General features: G+C 59.9%; 20 protein-coding genes. 6 read left to right on the forward strand and 14 right to left on the reverse strand.

From position 1 onward, the window contains the following. Window positions 1-5: 5 nt before the first annotated feature. Complete coding sequence (locus tag AC1DYF_RS11780; RefSeq protein ID WP_477876920.1) at window positions 6-587, reverse strand: DUF805 domain-containing protein; 582 nt, start codon at window positions 585-587, stop codon at window positions 6-8. 417 nt (window positions 588-1,004) lie between these two features. Here AC1DYF_RS11780 and AC1DYF_RS11785 point away from each other — a divergent pair, with 417 nt between their 5' ends. Then, window positions 1,005-2,534 (forward strand): ISNCY family transposase, encoded by a 1,530-nt coding sequence (locus tag AC1DYF_RS11785; protein ID WP_477876921.1) that lies wholly within the window; start codon window positions 1,005-1,007, stop codon window positions 2,532-2,534. 36 nt (window positions 2,535-2,570) lie between these two features. Further along, window positions 2,571-2,831, forward strand: a complete 261-nt coding sequence (locus tag AC1DYF_RS11790) for a hypothetical protein (protein WP_440478565.1) — start codon at window positions 2,571-2,573, stop codon at window positions 2,829-2,831. Between the two features lie 276 nt (window positions 2,832-3,107). On the opposite strand, the gene AC1DYF_RS11795 is transcribed toward AC1DYF_RS11790, so the two are convergent. After that, window positions 3,108-4,742: a nidogen-like domain-containing protein gene (locus tag AC1DYF_RS11795; protein ID WP_477876922.1), complete on the reverse strand. Its 1,635-nt coding sequence runs from the start codon at window positions 4,740-4,742 to the stop codon at window positions 3,108-3,110. A 567-nt stretch (window positions 4,743-5,309) separates the two neighbouring features. On the opposite strand from AC1DYF_RS11795, the gene AC1DYF_RS11800 reads away from it, so the two are divergent. Further along, window positions 5,310-5,738 carry a DUF4864 domain-containing protein gene (locus AC1DYF_RS11800; RefSeq protein WP_477876923.1) on the forward strand — a complete coding sequence of 143 codons (429 nt, stop codon included), beginning with the start codon at window positions 5,310-5,312 and terminating at the stop codon, window positions 5,736-5,738. A 25-nt stretch (window positions 5,739-5,763) separates the two neighbouring features. Here AC1DYF_RS11800 and AC1DYF_RS11805 read toward each other — a convergent pair whose 3' ends face one another. Next, on the reverse strand, window positions 5,764-6,417 hold the full coding sequence (locus AC1DYF_RS11805) for a dihydrofolate reductase family protein (RefSeq protein ID WP_477876924.1): 654 nt from the start codon (window positions 6,415-6,417) through the stop codon (window positions 5,764-5,766). Window positions 6,418-6,628: 211 nt separating this feature from the next. On the opposite strand from AC1DYF_RS11805, the gene gfa reads away from it, so the two are divergent. Continuing rightward, the gene (gene gfa / locus AC1DYF_RS11810) at window positions 6,629-7,201 is read left to right on the forward strand and encodes an S-(hydroxymethyl)glutathione synthase (protein WP_477876925.1); all 573 of its coding nucleotides are present in this window, start codon (window positions 6,629-6,631) and stop codon (window positions 7,199-7,201) included. A gap of 100 nt (window positions 7,202-7,301) precedes the next feature. Here the strand turns inward: gfa and tgt are convergent, their stop codons facing one another. The 5 genes from tgt to coaD form a co-directional block, all read right to left on the reverse strand. Then, entirely contained in the window at window positions 7,302-8,432 is a 1,131-nt protein-coding gene (tgt, locus tag AC1DYF_RS11815) for a tRNA guanosine(34) transglycosylase Tgt (RefSeq protein WP_477876926.1), read from the reverse strand. Continuing rightward, window positions 8,432-9,511, reverse strand: coding sequence for a tRNA preQ1(34) S-adenosylmethionine ribosyltransferase-isomerase QueA (gene queA, locus AC1DYF_RS11820; RefSeq protein WP_477876927.1), 1,080 nt, complete (start codon window positions 9,509-9,511; stop codon window positions 8,432-8,434). The genes tgt and queA overlap by 1 nt, the downstream gene beginning before the upstream one ends. A gap of 100 nt (window positions 9,512-9,611) precedes the next feature. Then, on the reverse strand, window positions 9,612-10,124 hold the full coding sequence (locus tag AC1DYF_RS11825) for a peptidylprolyl isomerase (RefSeq protein WP_477876928.1): 513 nt from the start codon (window positions 10,122-10,124) through the stop codon (window positions 9,612-9,614). A 75-nt stretch (window positions 10,125-10,199) separates the two neighbouring features. After that, window positions 10,200-10,769, reverse strand: a complete 570-nt coding sequence (locus AC1DYF_RS11830) for a peptidylprolyl isomerase (RefSeq protein WP_477876929.1) — start codon at window positions 10,767-10,769, stop codon at window positions 10,200-10,202. Window positions 10,770-10,791: 22 nt separating this feature from the next. Continuing rightward, entirely contained in the window at window positions 10,792-11,286 is a 495-nt protein-coding gene (gene coaD, locus AC1DYF_RS11835; RefSeq protein WP_477876930.1) for a pantetheine-phosphate adenylyltransferase, read from the reverse strand. Between the two features lie 280 nt (window positions 11,287-11,566). Here coaD and AC1DYF_RS11840 point away from each other — a divergent pair, with 280 nt between their 5' ends. Both AC1DYF_RS11840 and lexA read left to right on the forward strand, forming a co-directional pair. Next, window positions 11,567-11,710, forward strand: coding sequence for a hypothetical protein (locus AC1DYF_RS11840; protein WP_477876931.1), 144 nt, complete (start codon window positions 11,567-11,569; stop codon window positions 11,708-11,710). Window positions 11,711-12,020: 310 nt separating this feature from the next. After that, window positions 12,021-12,740 carry a transcriptional repressor LexA gene (gene lexA, locus AC1DYF_RS11845; protein ID WP_477876932.1) on the forward strand — a complete coding sequence of 240 codons (720 nt, stop codon included), beginning with the start codon at window positions 12,021-12,023 and terminating at the stop codon, window positions 12,738-12,740. A 51-nt stretch (window positions 12,741-12,791) separates the two neighbouring features. On the opposite strand, the gene glmU is transcribed toward lexA, so the two are convergent. From glmU to ytfR, 6 genes are all read right to left on the reverse strand, one after another. Beyond that, on the reverse strand, window positions 12,792-14,150 hold the full coding sequence (gene glmU / locus AC1DYF_RS11850) for a bifunctional UDP-N-acetylglucosamine diphosphorylase/glucosamine-1-phosphate N-acetyltransferase GlmU (protein WP_477876933.1): 1,359 nt from the start codon (window positions 14,148-14,150) through the stop codon (window positions 12,792-12,794). 52 nt (window positions 14,151-14,202) lie between these two features. Further along, window positions 14,203-15,513, reverse strand: a complete 1,311-nt coding sequence (locus AC1DYF_RS11855) for a hemolysin family protein (protein ID WP_477876934.1) — start codon at window positions 15,511-15,513, stop codon at window positions 14,203-14,205. Between the two features lie 72 nt (window positions 15,514-15,585). Beyond that, on the reverse strand, window positions 15,586-16,359 hold the full coding sequence (locus AC1DYF_RS11860; protein WP_477876935.1) for a FadR/GntR family transcriptional regulator: 774 nt from the start codon (window positions 16,357-16,359) through the stop codon (window positions 15,586-15,588). A gap of 12 nt (window positions 16,360-16,371) precedes the next feature. Then, window positions 16,372-17,337 (reverse strand): galactofuranose ABC transporter, permease protein YjfF, encoded by a 966-nt coding sequence (gene yjfF, locus AC1DYF_RS11865; protein WP_477876936.1) that lies wholly within the window; start codon window positions 17,335-17,337, stop codon window positions 16,372-16,374. Then, on the reverse strand, window positions 17,334-18,338 hold the full coding sequence (locus tag AC1DYF_RS11870; RefSeq protein WP_477876937.1) for an ABC transporter permease: 1,005 nt from the start codon (window positions 18,336-18,338) through the stop codon (window positions 17,334-17,336). Before AC1DYF_RS11870 ends, yjfF begins: the two co-directional genes overlap by 4 nt. Continuing rightward, window positions 18,335-19,870 (reverse strand): galactofuranose ABC transporter, ATP-binding protein YtfR, encoded by a 1,536-nt coding sequence (ytfR, locus tag AC1DYF_RS11875; RefSeq protein WP_477876938.1) that lies wholly within the window; start codon window positions 19,868-19,870, stop codon window positions 18,335-18,337. The genes AC1DYF_RS11870 and ytfR overlap by 4 nt, the downstream gene beginning before the upstream one ends. Window positions 19,871-19,966 lie beyond the last annotated feature (96 nt).

Raw genomic sequence — 19,966 nt, forward strand, 5'->3', positions numbered from 1 at the left:
CCGTCTCAGTGCTGCAGCCCGAGGCGGCCGAAGGTTTTCCTGCCGGCTGGTGCTTGTCGCGTCGCCGGTGCGGGCTGCTGCGCCGGCTTTGCTGCGGCGGCGGAGGGGTGCATGGCGGGCTCGCTGCGCGGCTTGAATGCGTCGGGGACGGTGACTGCCGATGCGTCATAGCCGGCACCCGGCCAGAAGGTCACTGTAAGATTGAACACGAAGTTGATCGCCGCGCCGAAGACTGTTCCAAATCGCTCGCCGGGCAAGGCCCAATCGGGGACAATCACGGCAACATAGGCGTCGGCAGCAATGATCGCCCACACGGCCGGCAGGATGATTGCCGGGTTCCAGCCAATGTCCCGGACGCGCATGGACACAAGGCAAGTTCCCAGCCATATCGCCGGTATGACGAGGACGATGATGGCGATCGCCACTGCCATGTCTGGATGGTGTGCGGCGCCCGCGGCGCCGTCGCGAGAAAGACCCACAACAAGAAGAATGGCAAGGACGGTCACGCCGACGCCGAAGGCAATGCAGCTGAGAAAATAGGCCAGGCGTCCAAGACGGGCATTGAAGCCGAAAATGAAACCGAGCATGAAATGGCCCCGTTATTTCCGGCTAGTCTGCGGCAAAAGAATTGAATAGTCGTGAAGCAAAAATTTCCGGGTGTGCCGTTTTGGGCTCCGCGATCATGATAACGCAGAACGCGAGAGGCCCGGATAGGTTTATCGCGAAACTGTGATGACCCGTGTTGAGATGCCAATACGAACCCTGAAGACATTCACAACGTTGCAAACGGCGGCTCAGGTGAAAAAGCAACGGGATCAGAACCATCCGCAAGTTCCATAATCTATCTTATGCGATCATCGGATGTAGAGGCTATTTAGTAATGCGACAGTTGGGCCAGTTAGAGATGCGACAGTCTCGCCTCTCGACGTGCTGGTCAATGCCAACGTTGGGAGCAAGGATGACGACCTTCAGCCTGGTCGAGACCATGAGCGGTCGGAGTCGTCATGCCTTGTTTGATCACCATGTCGCAGAAAGAATTGCATCGCCTCGAGGTCATCCAGAAGATACGCGACCAACGCCTAAGCGTCGTCCAGGCGGCCGAGTTGCTCGATCTCAGCCGCAGTCAGGTGCATAGGCTTTTGCAGGCCTATGACCATTCCGGTGCGGCCGGTCTGGTTTCGAAGAAGCGATCGCGGCCCAGCAATCGACGCCACAGCGAAGATTTCCGCAATGCGGCGCTGGATTTGATCCGCGAGCGTTATCTGGATTTCGGTCCGACACTGGCGCGCGAGAAACTAATCGAGCTGCACCATATCTCGGTCGCCAAGGAGACGTTGCGGCAATGGATGACCGAAGCCGGCATCTGGATCTCGCGGCGCGAGCGCAAGAAGCGAGTTTTCCAGCCGCGTGGCCGTCGCGATTGTTTCGGCGAGCTCGTGCAGATCGATGGCTCGCATCACTGGTGGTTTGAGAACCGCGGCCCAAAATGCGCTCTGCTCGTCTACATCGATGACGCCACTGGCAGGCTGTTGCATCTTCGGTTTGCCGGATCGGAGAACACGTTCGACTATCTGCATGCGACGAAGGCTTATCTTCAGCAATGGGGCAAGCCGCTGGCGTTCTACAGCGACAAGCACGGCGTCTTCCGTTCGACCCATGCCTCGGAGAAGGACCGGACGAGTGGCCTGACCCAGTTCGGGCGGGCGCTCTATGAGCTGAACATCGACATTAGGCGGCGTGGGGAAATAAGTGAATCGCTTTTTCGATGGCAGGCAGTCTGCACGCGGATTTCTAAGCCAAAAGTCGATGCAGTTATTCCTCGAAATTTCCTTATCTGCGCCAACACACCGCAAGCCAAGGGCCGGGTGGAACGCGCCAATCAGACGTTGCAAGATCGGTTGGTGAAGGAGATGCGGCTTCGCGGCATCGACACGATCGAGGCTGCCAATGCCTATGCGCCTGAATTCATTGCCGCTTTCAACGCTCGTTTCGGCAAGCAACCGCGCAATCCGAAAGACATGCACCGACCGTTGGCCGAGCATGAGAACCTCGATGGCGCCATGTGCCGGAAGGAAGTTCGCACGCTGTCGCAATCCCTGACGTTACGCTACGACAAGGTGCTATTCATTCTCGACCCGACCGAACTTTCCAAGTCATTGGCGGGCCAGAAGGTTATTGTCTGCGATTATCCGGATGGTCGTCTTGAGATCATGCACGAGAGTTATGCCCTGCCCTACAGAACCTTCGACACCTTGCGGTCAGTGCACCGGGCCGAGATCGTCGACAACAAGCGGCTGGACGATATGCTCTCAGCCGTGGCTGAACTTCAGGCTGGACGGGAACAACAACGCAGCAAGAGCGGACCGCGTCGCACCGGCCAGACGGATCATATGTTTGGGATCGCCGATGGCAGCCAGAGCAACGGCTATCAAAAGCGCGGTCGCAAGCCCGGTCCTAGGACGGATTTCATGAACGATCCGGAAGTCATTGCCAGGCGTCAGCAGGCCATAGCGAGGATGGAAGCCGCAGAGTAAATGCGTTAGATAACGCGCGTGCATGAAGATAACGCGATGGAGGTCGTCGTGCCGTTGTTCCGCTACACTCTGAAGCTGGGGAACGAAACGAAGACTGTTGAGCTTCGGAAAAGCAACCCACAGGGTTGGTTGTTTGAAGCCGTGCGATCGTCATATCCAGAAATTTTCTCCAGACGGGCTGACGACATTATGCGTCTTGGGTTGGAGAAAGACGTTCAGGCCAAGCAGGCATGGCATGCCATTTGCGCCGATAGCCCCCACGATCTGCACATTCATGTTATGCAGTTGAAGCGTTAGCGAGACATCGCTGGCCGGTGCGCCTCACCCGCCCCGCTCCTCCCTTGCAACCCCGACCAGCCGGTCGAAGCGGGGCTGACCAGCTGAGACAATGTCGCATTCCTAACTGGCCAGACGCATCGCACCTCTAATCAGCTTTGACATCGTTTGGATGTGGCGCAAAGTTAGAATGTCCTGACTCAGCAAAGTAAGAATGTCACACTCCCCGCATTTGAGTGACGCGGTACAACGCTCTCGTGGTCTGAGGCATAACCGCTGCTAACGGCAGCGAGAGGCTCAGAGAATGGCCCAGTCCATATCCGCACTGTGGTGGGCGTCGGGCGCGCCCGCATCCTCTATGATCGTGCCATTGTGAACGGAGAATCGCCAGACACCGGCGCGGTCGCAATTGGTCGTGGTGTTCAGCTGGAGCATTGCAGCCTCAGTCCCCGACCCGGGCATTTCATATTGGAAGGCCGCGTTGCCGGAATTGACGCCAGCACGTGCGACCGTGCCACCATGGCCGCCCGAGCCGCCGGAGGCATCGCCGGTCGTCCAATTGAGGTCGCCATAGCGGATGACGATTTCGGCATCGCCGGCCCCTTGGTCGAAGATCTCAATTTGATAGGAGTTTTTGAGGCTGGCATGGTCCGTGGCCGTCGCGTTGAAATAGTCGACATTGCTCCATGTGGCGACGAAGCTGTCATGGGAAGCGTTGTAGCCGTAAGACACAGTCCCGCCGCCGCCGCGGGTATCTACGTCCGCCCAGAAAGCGGCGATGATCGGCAAACCCGAATTCCCGCCGATCGTACCGGGCGTGTAGCCGCTCAGCGCGCCGCCGAATGTGAGATTGCCATTGTTGTTGACGAAGACCGACGTGTATTTCGTGCCAAAGAAGTTGAACCCCTTTTCGAACGCTTGCGTCAAAGAGGCTTCCTGTGAGCCGTCATCGTTCTGCACAAGCGTTGTTGCACTGTCGGGGGCGACGAAGGTGGACGTGATTGCCGTGGGCAACGGTAAGCTCGATGCCGTGAAGCGAACCGTTTCCACGTTCTTGAGGACATTTTGCTCGCCAGTGATCTGATTGACGAAGGTGCGCGTGTCACCGGCCACGGTGAGCGTATTGGTGAACTTGAAGCCGGTGAGTTCGGCCACGTCCTTGCCGGTGCCGCCATCGAGCGTGTTGCTGCCCGTGCCGGCGATCAGGATATCGTTGTCGTCGCCGCCGAACAGAAAGTCGTCTCCGTCGCCTCCGTCCAACTTGTCCAAGCCTTTGAAACCATATAGGAAATCTGCGCCTGCGCCGGACGTGAACGCGTTGTTCGCCACGCTTCCGCCTATCAGGAGGTCGCTGGACGATCCCAGGCTCGTTGTATCGATAACTGCACCGGTCGTGTGATTGGAAATAACCCCGAGGTCGATCTTCGCTCCGTGCGTGTAGCCGTTGTCGAAACCGGGTGGACGGTCGGCAAATTCATTGTTCTTCATGATATTGTAGTAGGACGTTCTCGCGTCCTTGCCGAGTTCGTCGCGCATGTGATTCTCGAAGCGCACATTGTCCCCGACATAATCGTGTGCTGCCAATTGCTGCGGCGTCGGATCATGAAGATTGTTCAGCGCGTGCGAGATTTCATGAAGCAGCGCGAATTGCAGAGTATAGTTTACCGCCTTTCCATGTGCATCGATGACGGTGCGATCCGTGAGATAGTTACCGAGATCGATGGTAACGATGTTGGTATCAGGGTTGCCATGGAAACCGTCGCCCTTCTTGATCGTAAGATCCGGCTCCGAGACACCCAGGCGGTTAAACATGGCCTTGGCGCTCGCCGAATTCTCATAGGCGTCCTTGATTACGGTCCTGATCTTTGCCTTTTCCTCTGGCGTAAAGCCACTGCCGAGGTGGATATGCCCTCCGATGCTCCTAGCGGTCATGCTCCAATCCTCCCAGGTTGGAACCCTCCAGCGCGACCGCCGCAAACCGATGATGCAGCTCAAGGCGGCTGGTCGGTAAGTTAGCTAATGCTTAACTATCGCACCATGACCGCCCCAATGTCCAGATCGAGAGTACAGGCGCGAAAAAATAGTTATTGTCGCTTCTTGATTGTGTTTTGGCTGAGTAATCCCACCACGTCTCGACTGGCACCTCAGTAGTAAAGTGCAGTCGATTTCAGAAAGCCAGTCAAGGAAAATTCGATGGCGAGGGAGGCTACACTTGCGAGCGATGGTGACCACAAATAGCTATTTTGGCAGCTATTTATTTGGAGGCGCCTTATCTCAACGCGTTGTCACCAAAATGCGTTGGCTATAGGACGCCAACCGAAGTGTTCGTGATACATTTGCAGGACGGTGGCTGATCCCCTACCCTGCGTATAGGCTGTGGCACTCGGCGTCGATTCTCCAATCACGCGACAGTGATCTTGAATATCCGCCTCTCCGTATACAATGCTCGCCGGCTCCCTGTGATCTGGTTTCGACGAGCAAATGATTTGGAGGTCCGCCATGCGTGCAATGCCTGCCTGTCTCATCGCTTTCACCCTTTCACTGGCTGCTGTGCCGCTCCACGCCGAAGACCTTGCCATCACCGCATCGCGCAAGGTGATCGAAGCCCAGATCGATGCCTTTCTGAAGAATGATGCCGACACGGCCTATTCCTTTGCCGCGCCCGGCATCAAGACAAAGTTCCCCGACAAGACCGTCTTCTTCGACATGGTCAAGAAGAGCTACGCGCCGGTCTATCATCCCGGCAACTATGCTTTCGGCCGCAGCAAGTCCGTCGATGACGGTGCGACCGTCATCCATGAACTTTTGATCACCGGCACGGACGGCAGGAACTGGCGCGCGCTCTATAAGCTGTCGCGCCAGCCGGATGGCAGCTATAAGATCGACGGCGTCGCCATCGTGGCGGACACGGTCAGCAAGGATATTTGAGACCGGATGCCGATCCTTGCGCTGTTCAGGCCAAATTCTTGCGTCGCTCAATTTCTTCGGGCGACGGATCGGTGAGCTGGAACGAGCCGGTCTTGACCTCGCCGTCAGGTTCGTAGGTGGCCACGATCACGCCGCTGCCGAAGCTTCGCGATTTGGTGAGCTTCATTGCCGACGGCGTGGTGCCGTTGCCGAACAGCCGCTTGCCGTTACCCAGCACGACGGGAAAGATCAAAAGTGTGAACTCGTCGATCAGGGCATGCTGCAGCAGCGTCTGGATGAGATTGCTTGAACCTTGGATCAGCAGGTCCGGACCATCGCTCTGTTTGATTGATTTGAGTGTAGCTACAATGTCATCACCCAGTGACTTGCTGTTCTGCCAGGCAAGCGTGGCGTGCGAATGGGTTGCGACATATTTCGTCACGCTGTTGAACGCGGTCGCGATCGGGTCGTCGCCGGCATGCGGCCAATGGACGGCGAAAATGTCATAGGTCTTGCGGCCAAGCAGCAGGTCGAACGGTTTTTCGAATATGCCGCCGAGCGCGACGCCCGTCTCCTCATCGAAGATGGGGAACGTCCAGCCGCCGAACCTGAAGTCGCCTGTCGGGTCTTCCTCCGGCCCACCGGGCGCCTGCATGACGCCGTCGAGGCTGACGAATGTCGCTGCAACAATTCTACGCATCTTGTTTCTCCTTTTCCGGCCCGTCTCGACCGTTCACGGCTCAAGGACGGTGGCGAAGCACCCTGCCCGACAACGCTTGCCGAGAATTTTGTCTATGCGCGACGTCATGCCATCCTTTTTGGTGCTGAGGATGATGTTGCCAAACATCGGCTCTCATGAAAGAGTGCCTGTCGGGACGGTATATTCAAAAGCAAATCTGGGAGGATTTTCCATGGCATCCGTAGCATTGCATCCCTCTATCGACGGCGGCGTCAAGGCCGGCAGCGGCTCTTTCGCCGGCGGCACGCTTTCCTGCCTCTGCACGACGCGCACCGTGCGGCTGAAGATCAAGGGTGACGTCGCTCATAACCATGCCTGCGGCTGCACCAAGTGCTGGAAGCCGGCGGGCGCCACCTTCTCCGTCGTCGCCGTGACCGGCACGGAAAATGTCGAAGTGATCGAGAATGGCGACAAGCTCAAGGTCGTCGATCCCTCGGCGCTGATCCAGCGTCATGCCTGCACGGAATGCGGCGTGCACATGTATGGCCCGGTCGAGCGCGAACATGCCTTCAAGGGCCTGAGCTTCATTCATCCGGAGCGGTTTGCAGAGAGCGGCTGGTCCGCACCGGGCTTTGCGGCATTCGTCTCGTCGGTGATCGAAGCCGGCGTCAGCCCATCGAAAATGGATGGCATCCGCGCCCGGTTCAAGGAACTTGGCCTCGAGCCCTATGATTGCCTCAACCCACCGCTGATGGACTATCTGGCGACAGTTGCCGCCAAGAACGCCGGGACATTCCAGGAATAAGCGGGATCATTCTTCCCGATTGCAGGGAAACAACTGGGGCGAGGGCGAGGTAATTGCTCTCGTCCTTGGCTTTATAAGGATGCCGATGCAGACCCGGCCCTTACACCGGAGCCAGATCGCCCCTCGCCCAGTTTTCCTGGGTCTCCGCCGCGAATTCCGCGAACCGGCCCTGCTCGATAGCTGTGCGGATGCCGTTCATCAAATCCTGATAATAGCTCAGATTGTTCCACGTCAGCAGCATGCCGCCCAGCGCCTCGTTGGAGCGCACGAGATGGTGCAGATAGGCGCGGGAATAGTCGCGCGCTGCCGGGCAGGATGATTCCTCGTCGAGCGGCCGCATATCTTCGGCGTGGCGGGCATTGCGGATGTTGATCTTGCCGCGGCGGGTGAAGGCCAGGCCGTGGCGGCCGGAACGCGTCGGCATCACGCAATCGAACATGTCGATGCCGCGCGCCACCGATTTCAGGATATCGTCGGGCGTGCCGACGCCCATCAGGTAACGCGGCTTTTCGGTCGGCAGATGCGGGTTGAGCGTGTCGATCATCTCCAGCATCACATCCTGCGGCTCACCGACAGCGAGACCACCGATCGCATAGCCCTTGAGGTCCAGTGCTGCGAGCGCCTGCGCGCTTTTCACCCGCAGGCCGGCCTGGTCGCCACCCTGGACGATGCCGAACATGGCCTTGCCTGGCTGGTCGCCGAAGGCCACCTTGCAGCGCTCGGCCCAGCGCACCGACATTTCCATGGCGCGCTCGATCTCTTTGGATTCCGCGGGCAGCGCTATGCATTCGTCGAGCTGCATCTGGATATCGGAATCGAGCATGCCCTGGATTTCGATCGAACGCTCCGGCGACATGAAATGCAGCGAGCCGTCGACATGGCTTTTGAAGGTCACGCCCTTTTCGTCGAGTTTGCGCAGGCCCGACAGCGACATGACCTGGAAGCCGCCGGAATCGGTGAGGATCGGATACGGCCAGCGGATCAGCTCATGCAGGCCGCCGAGGCGCGCGACGCGCTCCGGGCCGGGCCGCAGCATCAGGTGATAGGTGTTGCCCAGGATGATGTCGGCGCCGGTGTCGCGCACCTGATCGAGATACATGGCCTTGACCGTGCCGACCGTGCCGACGGGCATGAAGGCAGGCGTGCGGATGGTGCCGCGTGGCATGCGCACCTCCCCTCGCCGTGCCTTGCCGTCGGTCTTGATCAGCTTGAATTCGAATTTTTCGGACATCAGTCTTTCCGTGTCAGCAGGCTGGCATCGCCATAGGAGTAGAAGCGGTAGCCGGATTGGATGGCGTGATCGTAGGCGCTGCACATCGTCTCGAGGCCGGAAAAAGCCGAGACCAGCATGAACAGCGTCGAGCGCGGCAGGTGGAAATTGGTCATCAACCGGTCGACGATTTTGAAGCGGTGACCTGGCGTGATGAAGATGTCGGTGCTGCCGGACCATGCGGCGAGACGCCCGTTATCGTCCGCCGCGCTTTCCAGCAGCCGCAGCGACGTCGTACCGACGCAGATCACCTTATTGCCACGCGCCTTGGCGGCATTGAGCGCTGCAGCGGTGGCGCCATCGATGTGGCCGATCTCGTGATGCATGTGATGCTCGGTCGTATCGTCGGCCTTGACCGGCAGGAAGGTCCCTGCCCCGACATGCAGCGTGACGAAGCAGCGCTCAATGCCCTTTTCATCCAGCCTTTCAAACAGTTGCGGCGTGAAGTGAAGGCCGGCGGTGGGGGCTGCGACGGCGCCCTCTTCCCTAGCGTAAATCGTCTGATAGTCAGCGCGATCCCGGTCGTCCTCGGGGCGCTTCGAAGCGATGTAAGGAGGCAGCGGAATATGGCCGACCGTGGCGATCGCCTCGTCCAGCGCAGGGCCGGACAGATCGAAGGAAAGCGTCACCTCGCCCGCCTCGCCCTTTTCCGTCACGGAGGCGTCGAGTGCGCCGAGCAGGCAGGCATTGCCGGAATGGCCGAACTGCAGCCGGTCACCTTGTTTGATACGCTTGCCTGGGCGGGCAAAGGCCTTCCATGCGTTCGGGCCGACGCGCATGTGCAGGGTGACGGAGACGGACGCCGTCCCTTCATCACGAATGCGCGTGCCTTCAAGCTGCGCAGGGATGACCTTGGTATCGTTGAAGACCAGAACGTCACCGGGATTCAGCAGATCCGGCAGGTCGCGGACGACGAGGTCCGAGAACTGCGTTTCGGTGTTCGGATCGACCGCCAGCAGGCGCGCAGAATCGCGCGGGTTCGCCGGCCGTAAGGCAATCCGCTCCTCGGGAAGCTCGAAATCGAAAAGGTCAACACGCATGAGAAACTCGAAGGCGCTCCCCTGCTCAGGGAGTATAGCCACAAAAGAAAACCGCCCCGGCGCATAAGCCCCGGAGCGGCCGATGTCCATCGAAAACGGATTACTTGACGTCCGCGGCGACCTTCATCGACACGATCTCGTCAGGGTCGACCACTGGTTCGCCCTTTTTGATCTTGTCGACATTGTCCATGCCTTCGATCACCTGGCCCCAGACCGAATATTGCTTGTTGAGCCACGGCGCATCGGTGAAGCAGATGAAGAACTGCGAATTGGCAGAATTCGGGTTCTGCGAGCGGGCCATCGAGCAGGTGCCGCGCACATGGCTGATCGCCGAGAATTCCGCCTTCAGATCCGGCTTTTCCGAACCGCCCATGCCGGCGCGGCGCGGATCGAAGGACTTGCCGCCCTTCTTGCCATATTCGACATCGCCCGTCTGGGCCATGAATTCATTGATGACGCGGTGGAAGACGACACCGTCATAGGCGCCTTCGCGGGTCAGTTCCTTGATGCGCGCCACATGGCCGGGCGCGGCGTTCGGCATCAACTCGATGACGACCTTGCCCTTGGTGGTTTCCATGATGAGCGTGTTTTCCGGATCCTTGATCTCGGCCATGGGTTTTCTCCTTGCTTGTTGTCTCGACGCATTCTGAACGTGGGCTGCTCAGCAACCCTCCGTAAATGCCTGGTGTTATTTACCGACCGTGACCTTGATCATCCGGTCGGGATCGCTGACTGAACCGTTATTGTTCGGGTCGCCGCGCTTGATCTTGTCGACGAATTCCATGCCGGAAACGACCTTGCCGACCACCGTGTACTGGCCGTTGAGGAAATCGCCCGGCGCGAACATGATGAAGAACTGCGAATTGGCCGAATTGGGATCCTGCGAACGGGCCATGCCGATCGTGCCGCGCTCGAACGGCACTTGCGAAAACTCGGCCGGCAGGTCTGGCAGGTCGGAGCCACCGGTGCCAACCGCGTTCGGATCGAAACCCTTCTTCAGATTGCCGAACTTGACGTCGCCGGTCTGGGCCATGAAGCCGTCGATGACGCGGTGGAAGGCGACATTGTCATATTGGTGCTTGGCAGCCAGTTCCTCGATGCGCTTGACGTGCTGCGGCGCGATATCCGGCATCAGCTGGATCACGACCGGACCGTTCTTGAGCTGGATGGTGATCTGGTTGGGATTGGCATATGCCTGGGCGGCAAGGCCGGCGAACAGCAGCAATGCGGCCGCGGCGATGGATTTCAGGAAGATCATGGAAGCTCCGTTGTTTTTGGGCTCAGCGTTGGCGTTTTTCCTCGAGCGCGGCGAGCACCGGCTTCGGCACGAAAGCACTGACATCGCCGCCCATCGCGGCGATCTGGCGCACCAATGTGGCGGTTATGGGCCTGGACGCCGTGCCGGCCGGCAGGAACACCGTCTGGATATCCGGCGCCATCTGCCGGTTCATGCCGGCCATCTGCATTTCGTAGTCGAGATCGGTTCCGTCGCGCAAACCGCGGATCAGCACTTTGGTTCCATGCGCGCGCGCCGCATCGACGACGAGATTGTCGAAGGAGATCACCTGGATGTCGCCGATCCGGTCCGGCAACACGTCTTCGAGCGACAGGCGGATCAGCGAGGCGCGATCCTCGAAGGAGAACAGCGGTGCCTTGCCGGGATGGACGCCGATGCCGACGATGACCTTGGAGGCGATGTTGAGTGCCTGGATCAGCACGTCCAGATGCCCGTTGGTCAGGGGATCGAATGAACCGGGATAGAAGGCTGTTGTCATTGCGCGCGCTGCCGAAAATGGTCCCGCCTTTTGTCATGGATGTGGTATCGGCGCAACCGAAAATCCATGGTTTCCGGGTGAGCCAGAAACCTGAACGGCGGATGAACGCCCCATTCACGGCCGGTTCGGATCATCAATGGTTATATGGCGTCAAGTTCGGAGGACAGCGCAATGATAACAAGAAGCGCATGTTCCCAAGGAAACAGCAACCGGGTGCGCGATGTGGGATAAAGGTTCCATCGACAGCGCACCCGGACGAGAGACGAAAAGGACGACGACGATGATGTACATGACGCTGACCCTGATGGCAGGCCTGATTTCCGTCATGTTCGTGGCGACCGCAGTTTCCTCGATCATTAACGCAGTGCGTGAAAACAACGCCACACGGGATGCACTTTCCCACAGTGCCGCCCTCCAGTTCTAAGTTCCAGACGCGCGGGCGTCCCCTCCCCACCCCCTCCCCGCAAGCCCGCGCTCATGTGTAAAAACCGGACGGCTCCCCTGCCGTCCGGTTTTTCGTTGTGCGACCCTGCCATAGCCACCTAAGCAAAGATCCGATGCCTCGGGCGAGCCGGCTTAGACCGGCGGATTGAACGTGGGTGGGCGGTTCCCGGCATATAAGCAAAAGCCGCTTATCGGCCTCCGCGTTAACCATATTTAAAACCCTTGCGGAACATACATGGAACATATAGTGTTTGTTCGAGATTTGTTTCACGATTCCCAAGGGGACGTCCATGCTGACGAGAAAACAACAGGAACTTCTACTGTTCATCCATGAGCGGATGAAGGAGTCCGGCGTGCCCCCTTCGTTCGATGAGATGAAGGATGCGCTCGATTTGGCCTCTAAGTCCGGCATCCACCGGTTGATCACGGCATTGGAGGAACGCGGTTTCATTCGCCGGCTTCCCAACCGTGCCCGGGCGCTCGAAGTCATCAAGCTGCCCGAGGCCTATTCGCCGAGCATCAAGCCGCCGCAGAAGGGTTTCAATCCGAGCGTTATCGAAGGCTCGCTCGGCAAGGTCCAGCCAGCGCCTGCGCCGAAGCCGGCTGCAAATGAGAACAGCGGTGACGCGGTGTCAATCCCGGTCATGGGCCGCATTGCTGCCGGCGTGCCAATCTCGGCGATCCAGAACATTACCCACGATATTTCAGTCCCTGCCGGCATGCTCGGCGGCGGCGAACATTATGCGCTCGAGGTCAAGGGCGATTCGATGATCGAGGCCGGCATCCTCGACGGCGACACAGTCATCATCCGCAACGGCAGCACGGCCAGCCCGGGCGACATCGTCGTGGCGCTCGTCGACGACGAAGAGGCGACGCTCAAGCGCTTCCGCCGCAAGGGGGCTTCCATTGCGCTTGAGGCCGCGAATCCGGCTTACGAGACCCGCATCTTCGGGCCGGATCGCGTCAAGGTCCAGGGCAAGCTGGTCGGGCTCATTCGCCGCTATCACTGACAAGCCGATCGGTTGACGCGCGGCGAGCAGCCTCGCCTGCGTCGGCTAATATCATTTCTTCTTCTTTGATTCCTTGAGCGCCTTGTTGCGTGCCATGATCACGATCGCATAGCCCTCCTTGTTGACCTGACGGGCGCGGCCGAAGCCGGCGGCGCCATCCGGAACATCCTCGGTGATCACGCTGCCGGAGGCGGTCAGCGCCCCTGCCCCGATCGTCACCGGTGCGACAAGCGCACTGTTCGAGCCGATGAAAGCGTCGGCGCCGATCCGGGTTTCGAACTTGTTGAAGCCATCATAATTGCAGGTGATCGTGCCGGCGCCGATATTCGCCCGCGCGCCGATGATCGCATCGCCGATATAGCTCAGATGATTGACCTTGGCGCCCTCGCCGATCGCGGCATTCTTCACTTCGCAGAAATTGCCGACCTTGGCTTTTTCGCCCAGGTCTGCGCCAGGCCGCAGCCGTGCATACGGACCAACGCTGGCGCCCGGTGCAATATGGGCGCCCTCGATATGCGAGAAGGCGTGGATGACGACGTCACTGTCGATGGTGACGCCGGGGCCGAACCAGACATTCGGTTCGATCACGGTGTCGCGGCCGATCCGCGTATCGTGCGACAGGAAGACGGTTTCCGGCGCGATCATCGTGACGCCGGAGAGCATCAACTGATGGCGGCGCTTCTTCTGCCAGATCGCTTCGAGTTCGGCGAGTTCCGCCCGGTTGTTGCAGCCGGCAACCATGTCGCTCGGCGCTTCGACCGTCACCGCCCTGCCGCCTTCGCGGTGGAGGATTTCGATGATGTCGGTGACGTAATACTCGCCCTTGACATTGTTGTTGGTGATTTTCGTCAGCAGCGACAAAGCCTTGCGGCCATCGATCGCCATGATGCCGCTATTGCAGAAGGTGACCTTCCGCTCGGCCTCTGTCGCGTCCTTTTCCTCGCGGATGGCGACGAGCTCGCCGTCCTTGGTAAGCAGGCGTCCATAGCCCGTGGGTTTGTCGGTTTCGAAGCCGACGACCGCGACATCATAGCCGGCGCGCACTTTCTCCAGCGCTTCGATCAGCGGTGCGGGTTCGATCAGAGGCCCGTCGCCATAGGCGACCAGGATCTGATCGTAGTCCTTTTCGATTTCGCCGCGCGCCGCCAGCACAGCGTGGCCTGTGCCGAGCCGCTCGGTCTGTTCAAAGGCGCGGACCTCGATACCGGACCCGGACGCTGCGGCCACGACCGGCTCCGCATCGCGGCCAACGACCAGCGCGATGCAGTCAGCACCGCTGCGGCCGAGCGCCAGCATCACGTGCGAGATCATCGGCAGGTTGCCGATCGTGTGCAGCACCTTCGACTTGGCGGAGTTCATCCGCTTGCTCTCGCCTGCCGCCAGCACCACTGCCAGGACGCGATCGGCCATGTTGATTCTCCCGGGTTGTTTGCGACGGAATATCAGAGCGTGTGAAAATCGATCAACTGGCTTCTTGCGCAGCAGTCGGACGACCAATCTTCATCATCAGGATCTTATCGATCCTGCGGCCGTCCATGTCGATCACTTCGAAGCGGTAGCCATACTGATCGAGCTTGTCGCCCTCCTCCGGATTCTTGCGGAGATTCTGGACGACAAAGCCGGCAATCGTCTCGTAGCCGTCCTCGGTGGAGAGATCGTCGAGGCCGAAAGCCAGTTTGATCTCATGGACGGGCGTGCGACCGTCGATCAGCCATGAGCCGTCATCGCGTTCACGGATCTGAATGTCATCCACATCGTCGTAGTTGGACGGCAGAATGCCGACGATCGCTTCGAGCAGATCGGCAGACGTAACGATGCCCTCGGTCGAGCCGTATTCATCGACGATAACAGCCATATGCACGTTCGACGCCTTAAACATTTCGAACGCCCTGAGGCAATTCGTCATTTCCGGAATCGTCGGTATCTCCTGCATGTAATTTTTCATCAGAAAGCTGCGCGGCGACAGCGAAGCGCGCAGGATGTCCTTGGCGCGCACCGCGCCGACCACCTTGTCAGGGCTGCCGTCGATGACCGGGTAGCGCGAATGGCCGGCTTCGCGCACCACTTCGACCACGTCGTCGAGCGTGTCCTTGATGTCGAGCGAGACCATCTCCGTCCGGTGCGTCATGATCGATTTCACCGACCGGTCGGCGAGCGAGATGATGCGACGGAGCATTTCATGTTCGGATTTCTCGAATACGCCGCTCTCCGCGCCCTCGGCCAGCACGGCGTGCACTTCCGCCTCGGTGACCTCCTCGTTATCACCGGCTGCCATGCCGAACAGCTTCAGCACCAGCCGTGCCGACATTTCGAACAGGTAGACGAAGGGAGCGGTGATCTTCGAGAGCACAGACATCGGGCCAGCGACCGCGACAGCAATGCGCTCGGGATTGCGCAGCGCCAGTTGCTTCGGCAGTAGTTCGCCGATGATCACCGAAAAATAAGTGATCACTGTAACGACGACAATGCCGGCCAGTACATGGCCATAAGGCGCAATGAGCGGGTATTGATTGAGGACCGGTCCGAGCCGCTCGGTGGCCGAGGCGCCGCCATATGTGCCGGCGACGATGCCGACCAGCGTGATGCCCACCTGCACGGTCGATAGAAAGGTGCCGGAATCCTCGGCGAGCTTGAGCGCAGTTGCCGCGCGCTCGTTTCCCTGCTTGGCCATCTGGCGGAGGAGCGGCCTGCTCGAGGAGACGATGGCCAGTTCCGACATCGCGAAAAACGCATTGATGACGAACAAGACGAAGATGACGATGATTTCAGTCACAAGGGGGGCGCCAATTGCAATTGGACCATAAACTAAAGCGGTGGCGCTTAATCTTCAAGACGCGTCTGGGAATTAGCCGCTCGACAGCGGCGGAAAGCTATCCGTGTTGAGCGCCTGGATGGCGCTGCGGACCCGGTTGCGACCGGTGAGGATAACCTTGCGCATGGCCTCCGCCGCGCCTTCGGCATCGCGTGCCGCGATTGCGTCGACGATCTGCGTATGCGCTTCCGACACTTCCTCGCGGCGGCTGCCCGCCTCGGCCGGCGACGACAGTTTGAAGACGCCGACCAGTGCCGCCTCGATCAGACTGCCGACGGTGCGCATGAAGGGGTTGCGTGACGCCTCGGCGATGGAGAGATGGAATTTAAGGTCGGCGACGGCGAGCGTCTCCGGCGTGTGATGGGCGGCGCCCATTTCTTCGGCAAATCGATAGAGTTCCTTGATGTCATCCTCGGTGGCGTTCTGGGCTGCCAGCGATGCCGCGAAGGGCTCGAAGGCGAGCCGGATCTCGCTCAGGTGATCGAGGAATTCCTGATCGGCACCGCGGTCGAAATGCCAGCTCAGCACGTCGCTGTCGAAGAGGTTCCACTGCGTCTTGGGGGTGACGCGCGTGCCAATGCGGGCCCGCGGCACGATCAGGCCTTTGGCGGCGAGCGTCTTCATTGCTTCGCGCAAAACAGTGCGCGACACCTTGAACCGCTGTGCCAGGTCGACGTCACCCGGCAGCGTCGCGCCGACCGGATATTCTCCGGCAATAATCGCCCGGCCGAGCTCGTCGACCACCTGTGAATGGCTCGTCCTCGTCCGTTTGCCGGATATGGCGGCTTCAAGCACCCCCCTGCGCAATGTGACCCCTCCTCAGGTTTCTTTTTTTATCCTCGACACCAGCAATATTCCTTTTTGCATGAGGATAAAGGCGAATAGCAAGAATCCGATGGCGATTTTCGTCCACCAGCTCGATAGCGTTCCGTCGAAAGTAATGTAGGTCTGGATCAGCCCCTGGATCAGGATGCCGACCAGCGTGCCGGCCACAAAGCCTGCCCCGCCTGTCAGCAGCGTGCCGCCGATGACGACTGCCGCAATCGCATCGAGTTCGACTCCTACAGTCGCCAACGAATAGCCGGCCGAGGTGTAGAGAGAGAAGACGATGCCCGACAGGCCGGCGAGAAAACCGGACAGTGCGTAGATCTCAATCGTGGTCCTGCCGACAGGAACACCCATCAGCTTGGCCGTCTGCGCGCCGCCGCCCAAGGCATAGACATTGGTACCAAATCGCGTCCGGTGCGCAATGATGATGCCGAAAACGAAGACTGCCAGCATGACCATGCCGATCAGGGTCAGCCGCCCGCCGCCGGGCAGTTTGAAATAGAAGGATTTCAGTTCCTTATAGAAAGGATGCTCGACGGGGATCGAATCGTTCGTCAGCAGGTAACAGGAGCCTCGGGCCAGGAACATGCCGGCCAGCGTGACGATGAAAGGCGGCATCTCGAGATAGTGGATGATCGCGCCCATCGCCGCGCCGAACAGGGTCGAAATGACAAGCGCGATCAGAAAGGCGACAAGCGGATGGATGCCGGTGTCGCGCAGCAGCACCGCAATCACCACGCCGGTGAAGGCGATCACCGAGCCGATCGACAGGTCGATGCCGCCAGACAGGATCACGAAAGTCATGCCAACGGCGGCGATGCCCAGGAAAGCGTTGTCGGTCAGCAGGTTGCCGATCACGCGGGTCGACAGCATGTTGGGATATTGTGCGATGCAAAGAGCATAAGCCACCAGGAAGATCAGGACGGTGGCAATCAATGGCAGGTATTTCGCCCTCATCGCGTGCCCTCCCCGCGGCGGCGAGAGGCAATGAACTGCGAGATTTCGGACATGCGCGGCGACTGGATGACCAGGATGATCACGATAATGATGGCCTTGATGATCAGGTTGTATTCCGGCGGAAAGCCGGACGTGAGGATGCCGGTATTGACCGATTGAATGATCATGGCGCCCAGCAGCGAACCAAGGATGCTGAACCGGCCGCCAAGCAGCGAATTGCCGCCGACGACGACCGCCAGGATCGCATCGAGCTCAAGCCAGAGACCGGCATTGTTGGCATCGGCGCCCTTGATGTCGGCGGCGACGATCAGGCCGGCAATCGCGGCGCAAAGCCCGGTCAGCACATAGGCCGCGATCAGCAGCGCTGTTGTCTTGACGCCGGAGAGCTGGCTTGCCTGGCGATTGACACCGATCGCCTCGACCAGCAGCCCAAGCGCCGTCTTGCGCACAAGCAGCGTCACTAGCAGGCCGAAGACAATCCAGATCACCACCGGCATGGGCAGGCCGAAGACCGAGCCGCTGCCGACGAAGATCAGTCCGTCATCGTCAAAAGTCAGGATGGCACCGGCGGTGATCAATTGAGCGATGCCTCGACCCGCGACCATCAGCACCAGTGTGGCGACAATCGGCTGGATGTTGAGGATCGAGACAAGGAACCCGTTCCATAGGCCGCAGGCCAGACCCAGCAGCAAAGCAAACGCGATCGTGGCGAAGAGCGAATAGCCTGCGGTGATCGCGGCGGCGGCCACCGCACCGCAAATGGCGATCACTGCGCCGACCGACAGATCGATGCCGCGCGTGGCAATCACCAGTGTCATGCCGATGGCGATCAGCGCAACGGGCGCGCCGCGGTTGAGCACGTCGATAATGCTGCCGTAAAGCCGGCCGTTCTGAATGGAAATATTGAAAAAATCCGGAAACAGAATGACGTTCAGCAGAAGCACGACCGCGAGCGTCAGGATTTGTGGCAACAATCGCCGCAGTAGGGCGCCGTCCTTCATGCAACCTGTCCTTTTTCATGCGTGGCGGCAATGGCGTCGACAATGCCGGCCGCCGTCATCTCGCTGCCGCTGAGTTCGGCGACATGTTGCCGGTCGCGCAGCACGCGGATGCGTGAACTATAGGCGATCAGTTCCTCGATTTCCGACGAGATGACTGCCAGCGACATGCCGCGGCTGCAGAGATCGCGGATCAGTTTGATGATCTCCGCATGCGCGCCGACATCGATGCCGCGGGTCGGCTCGTCGAGGATCAGCAGGCGCGGATCGGTGGCGAGCCAGCGGGCCAGGATCGCCTTCTGCTGGTTGCCGCCGGAAAGCAGCTTGATCGGCTTTTCACGGCCATCTGTGCGGATATCCAGAGCCTTGATGTAGCGGTCGGCAAGCGCATTCTGTTCGGAGCGAGGCAAGGGCCTCGCCCAGCCACGGCGTGCCTGCAGCGCCAAAATGATATTTTCACGAACCGAAAGATCGCCAATGATGCCGTCGGTCTTGCGGTCTTCGGGGCAAAAGCCGAAGCCATGCGCGATCGCGGCTTCCGGCGAACCGATCCGCTCCTGCTTGCCGTCGATCTCGATCGTGCCCTGGTCGGCCGGCCGGGCGCCGAACATGACTTCCGCGCTTTCCGTCCGCCCCGAACCGAGAAGGCCGGCGAGCCCGACGACCTCGCCTTCGGCGATATCGAGGTCAAAAGGCGACACCCTGCCGCGACGGCCGATCTGCTTGAAGCGGAAACGAACGGCGCCGCCCTTCCGCACTTCGGCCGGATCGTGCTTTTCCTGTTCCGCAAGTTCGCGGCCGAGCATCATCGCCACCAGATCCTTGCGCGGCAGTTCGGCGGTGCTGCGCGTGCCCACCAGCCGGCCATTGCGCAGCACGGTGATGCTGTCCGAGATCGCATAGACCTGTTCGAGGAAGTGGGTGATGAAGATGATGCCGAGGCCGCGGCTCTTCAGTCGGCGGACGATGGAAAACAGCACCTCGACTTCATGGGCGTCGAGGCTGGCGGTCGGTTCGTCGAGGATCAGCACCTTGCCGGAAAGGTCCACCGCGCGGGCGATCGCGACAATCTGCTGCACGGCGACGGAAAAGCTTGAAAGCGGCAGCCTGACATCGATATCCAGGCCGTATTCGGACAGCAGCGCGCGTGACAGACGTACCATCTCGCCAGTCCGGGTCATGCCGAAGCGGACGGGCTGGCGCCCGAGATAGAGGTTCTCCGCGACCGACAGATTGGGCAGGAGGTTGACCTCCTGATAAACCGTACCGATGCCGAGCTTTTGGGCATGGAACGTGTTGCGCGGATCGACAGGCTGTCCGGCAAGCAGAATCTCGCCGCCGTCGCGGTGATAGGCACCCGTAAGGCATTTGATCAGCGTCGATTTGCCGGCGCCGTTTTCGCCCAGCAATGCGTGAACCTCTCCGCCCATCAGCGAGAAATCGACGCCATCGAGCGCCTTGGAGGCCAGGAACTGCTTGGAAATACCGCGCGCTTCCAGGACCGGCGCGGATGAAATAGCTTGGCCTTCAGGCATGATATGGCTCCCCCCGCCGACCGGACTCATAGCATAAAATGTGCTCGACGTCGCGGCGCGCCGGTCATGGCAAGTCTTCACGTTTCGCCGGCGACA

Source organism: Rhizobium sp. P2_G9 (genome assembly GCF_056403475.1).

Excerpts from the sequence above, each read along its gene's own strand:
- AC1DYF_RS11825 (WP_477876928.1), bottom strand. The coding sequence starts at position 10,124 with ATGGCCGAGATCAAGGATCCGGAAAACACGCTCATCATGGAAACCACC.
- tgt (WP_477876926.1), bottom strand. The coding sequence starts at position 8,432 with ATGTCCGAAAAATTCGAATTCAAGCTGATCAAGACCGACGGCAAGGCA.
- AC1DYF_RS11795 (WP_477876922.1), bottom strand. The coding sequence starts at position 4,742 with ATGACCGCTAGGAGCATCGGAGGGCATATCCACCTCGGCAGTGGCTTT.
- AC1DYF_RS11780 (WP_477876920.1), bottom strand. The coding sequence starts at position 587 with ATGCTCGGTTTCATTTTCGGCTTCAATGCCCGTCTTGGACGCCTGGCC.
- AC1DYF_RS11790 (WP_440478565.1), top strand. The coding sequence starts at position 2,571 with ATGGAGGTCGTCGTGCCGTTGTTCCGCTACACTCTGAAGCTGGGGAAC.
- yjfF (WP_477876936.1), bottom strand. The coding sequence starts at position 17,337 with ATGAGGGCGAAATACCTGCCATTGATTGCCACCGTCCTGATCTTCCTG.
- AC1DYF_RS11870 (WP_477876937.1), bottom strand. The coding sequence starts at position 18,338 with ATGAAGGACGGCGCCCTACTGCGGCGATTGTTGCCACAAATCCTGACG.
- AC1DYF_RS11800 (WP_477876923.1), top strand. The coding sequence starts at position 5,310 with ATGCGTGCAATGCCTGCCTGTCTCATCGCTTTCACCCTTTCACTGGCT.
- AC1DYF_RS11805 (WP_477876924.1), bottom strand. The coding sequence starts at position 6,417 with ATGCGTAGAATTGTTGCAGCGACATTCGTCAGCCTCGACGGCGTCATG.
- gfa (WP_477876925.1), top strand. The coding sequence starts at position 6,629 with ATGGCATCCGTAGCATTGCATCCCTCTATCGACGGCGGCGTCAAGGCC.
- AC1DYF_RS11840 (WP_477876931.1), top strand. The coding sequence starts at position 11,567 with ATGATGTACATGACGCTGACCCTGATGGCAGGCCTGATTTCCGTCATG.
- coaD (WP_477876930.1), bottom strand. The coding sequence starts at position 11,286 with ATGACAACAGCCTTCTATCCCGGTTCATTCGATCCCCTGACCAACGGG.
- lexA (WP_477876932.1), top strand. The coding sequence starts at position 12,021 with ATGCTGACGAGAAAACAACAGGAACTTCTACTGTTCATCCATGAGCGG.
- ytfR (WP_477876938.1), bottom strand. The coding sequence starts at position 19,870 with ATGCCTGAAGGCCAAGCTATTTCATCCGCGCCGGTCCTGGAAGCGCGC.
- glmU (WP_477876933.1), bottom strand. The coding sequence starts at position 14,150 with ATGGCCGATCGCGTCCTGGCAGTGGTGCTGGCGGCAGGCGAGAGCAAG.
- AC1DYF_RS11830 (WP_477876929.1), bottom strand. The coding sequence starts at position 10,769 with ATGATCTTCCTGAAATCCATCGCCGCGGCCGCATTGCTGCTGTTCGCC.
- queA (WP_477876927.1), bottom strand. The coding sequence starts at position 9,511 with ATGCGTGTTGACCTTTTCGATTTCGAGCTTCCCGAGGAGCGGATTGCC.
- AC1DYF_RS11785 (WP_477876921.1), top strand. The coding sequence starts at position 1,005 with ATGCCTTGTTTGATCACCATGTCGCAGAAAGAATTGCATCGCCTCGAG.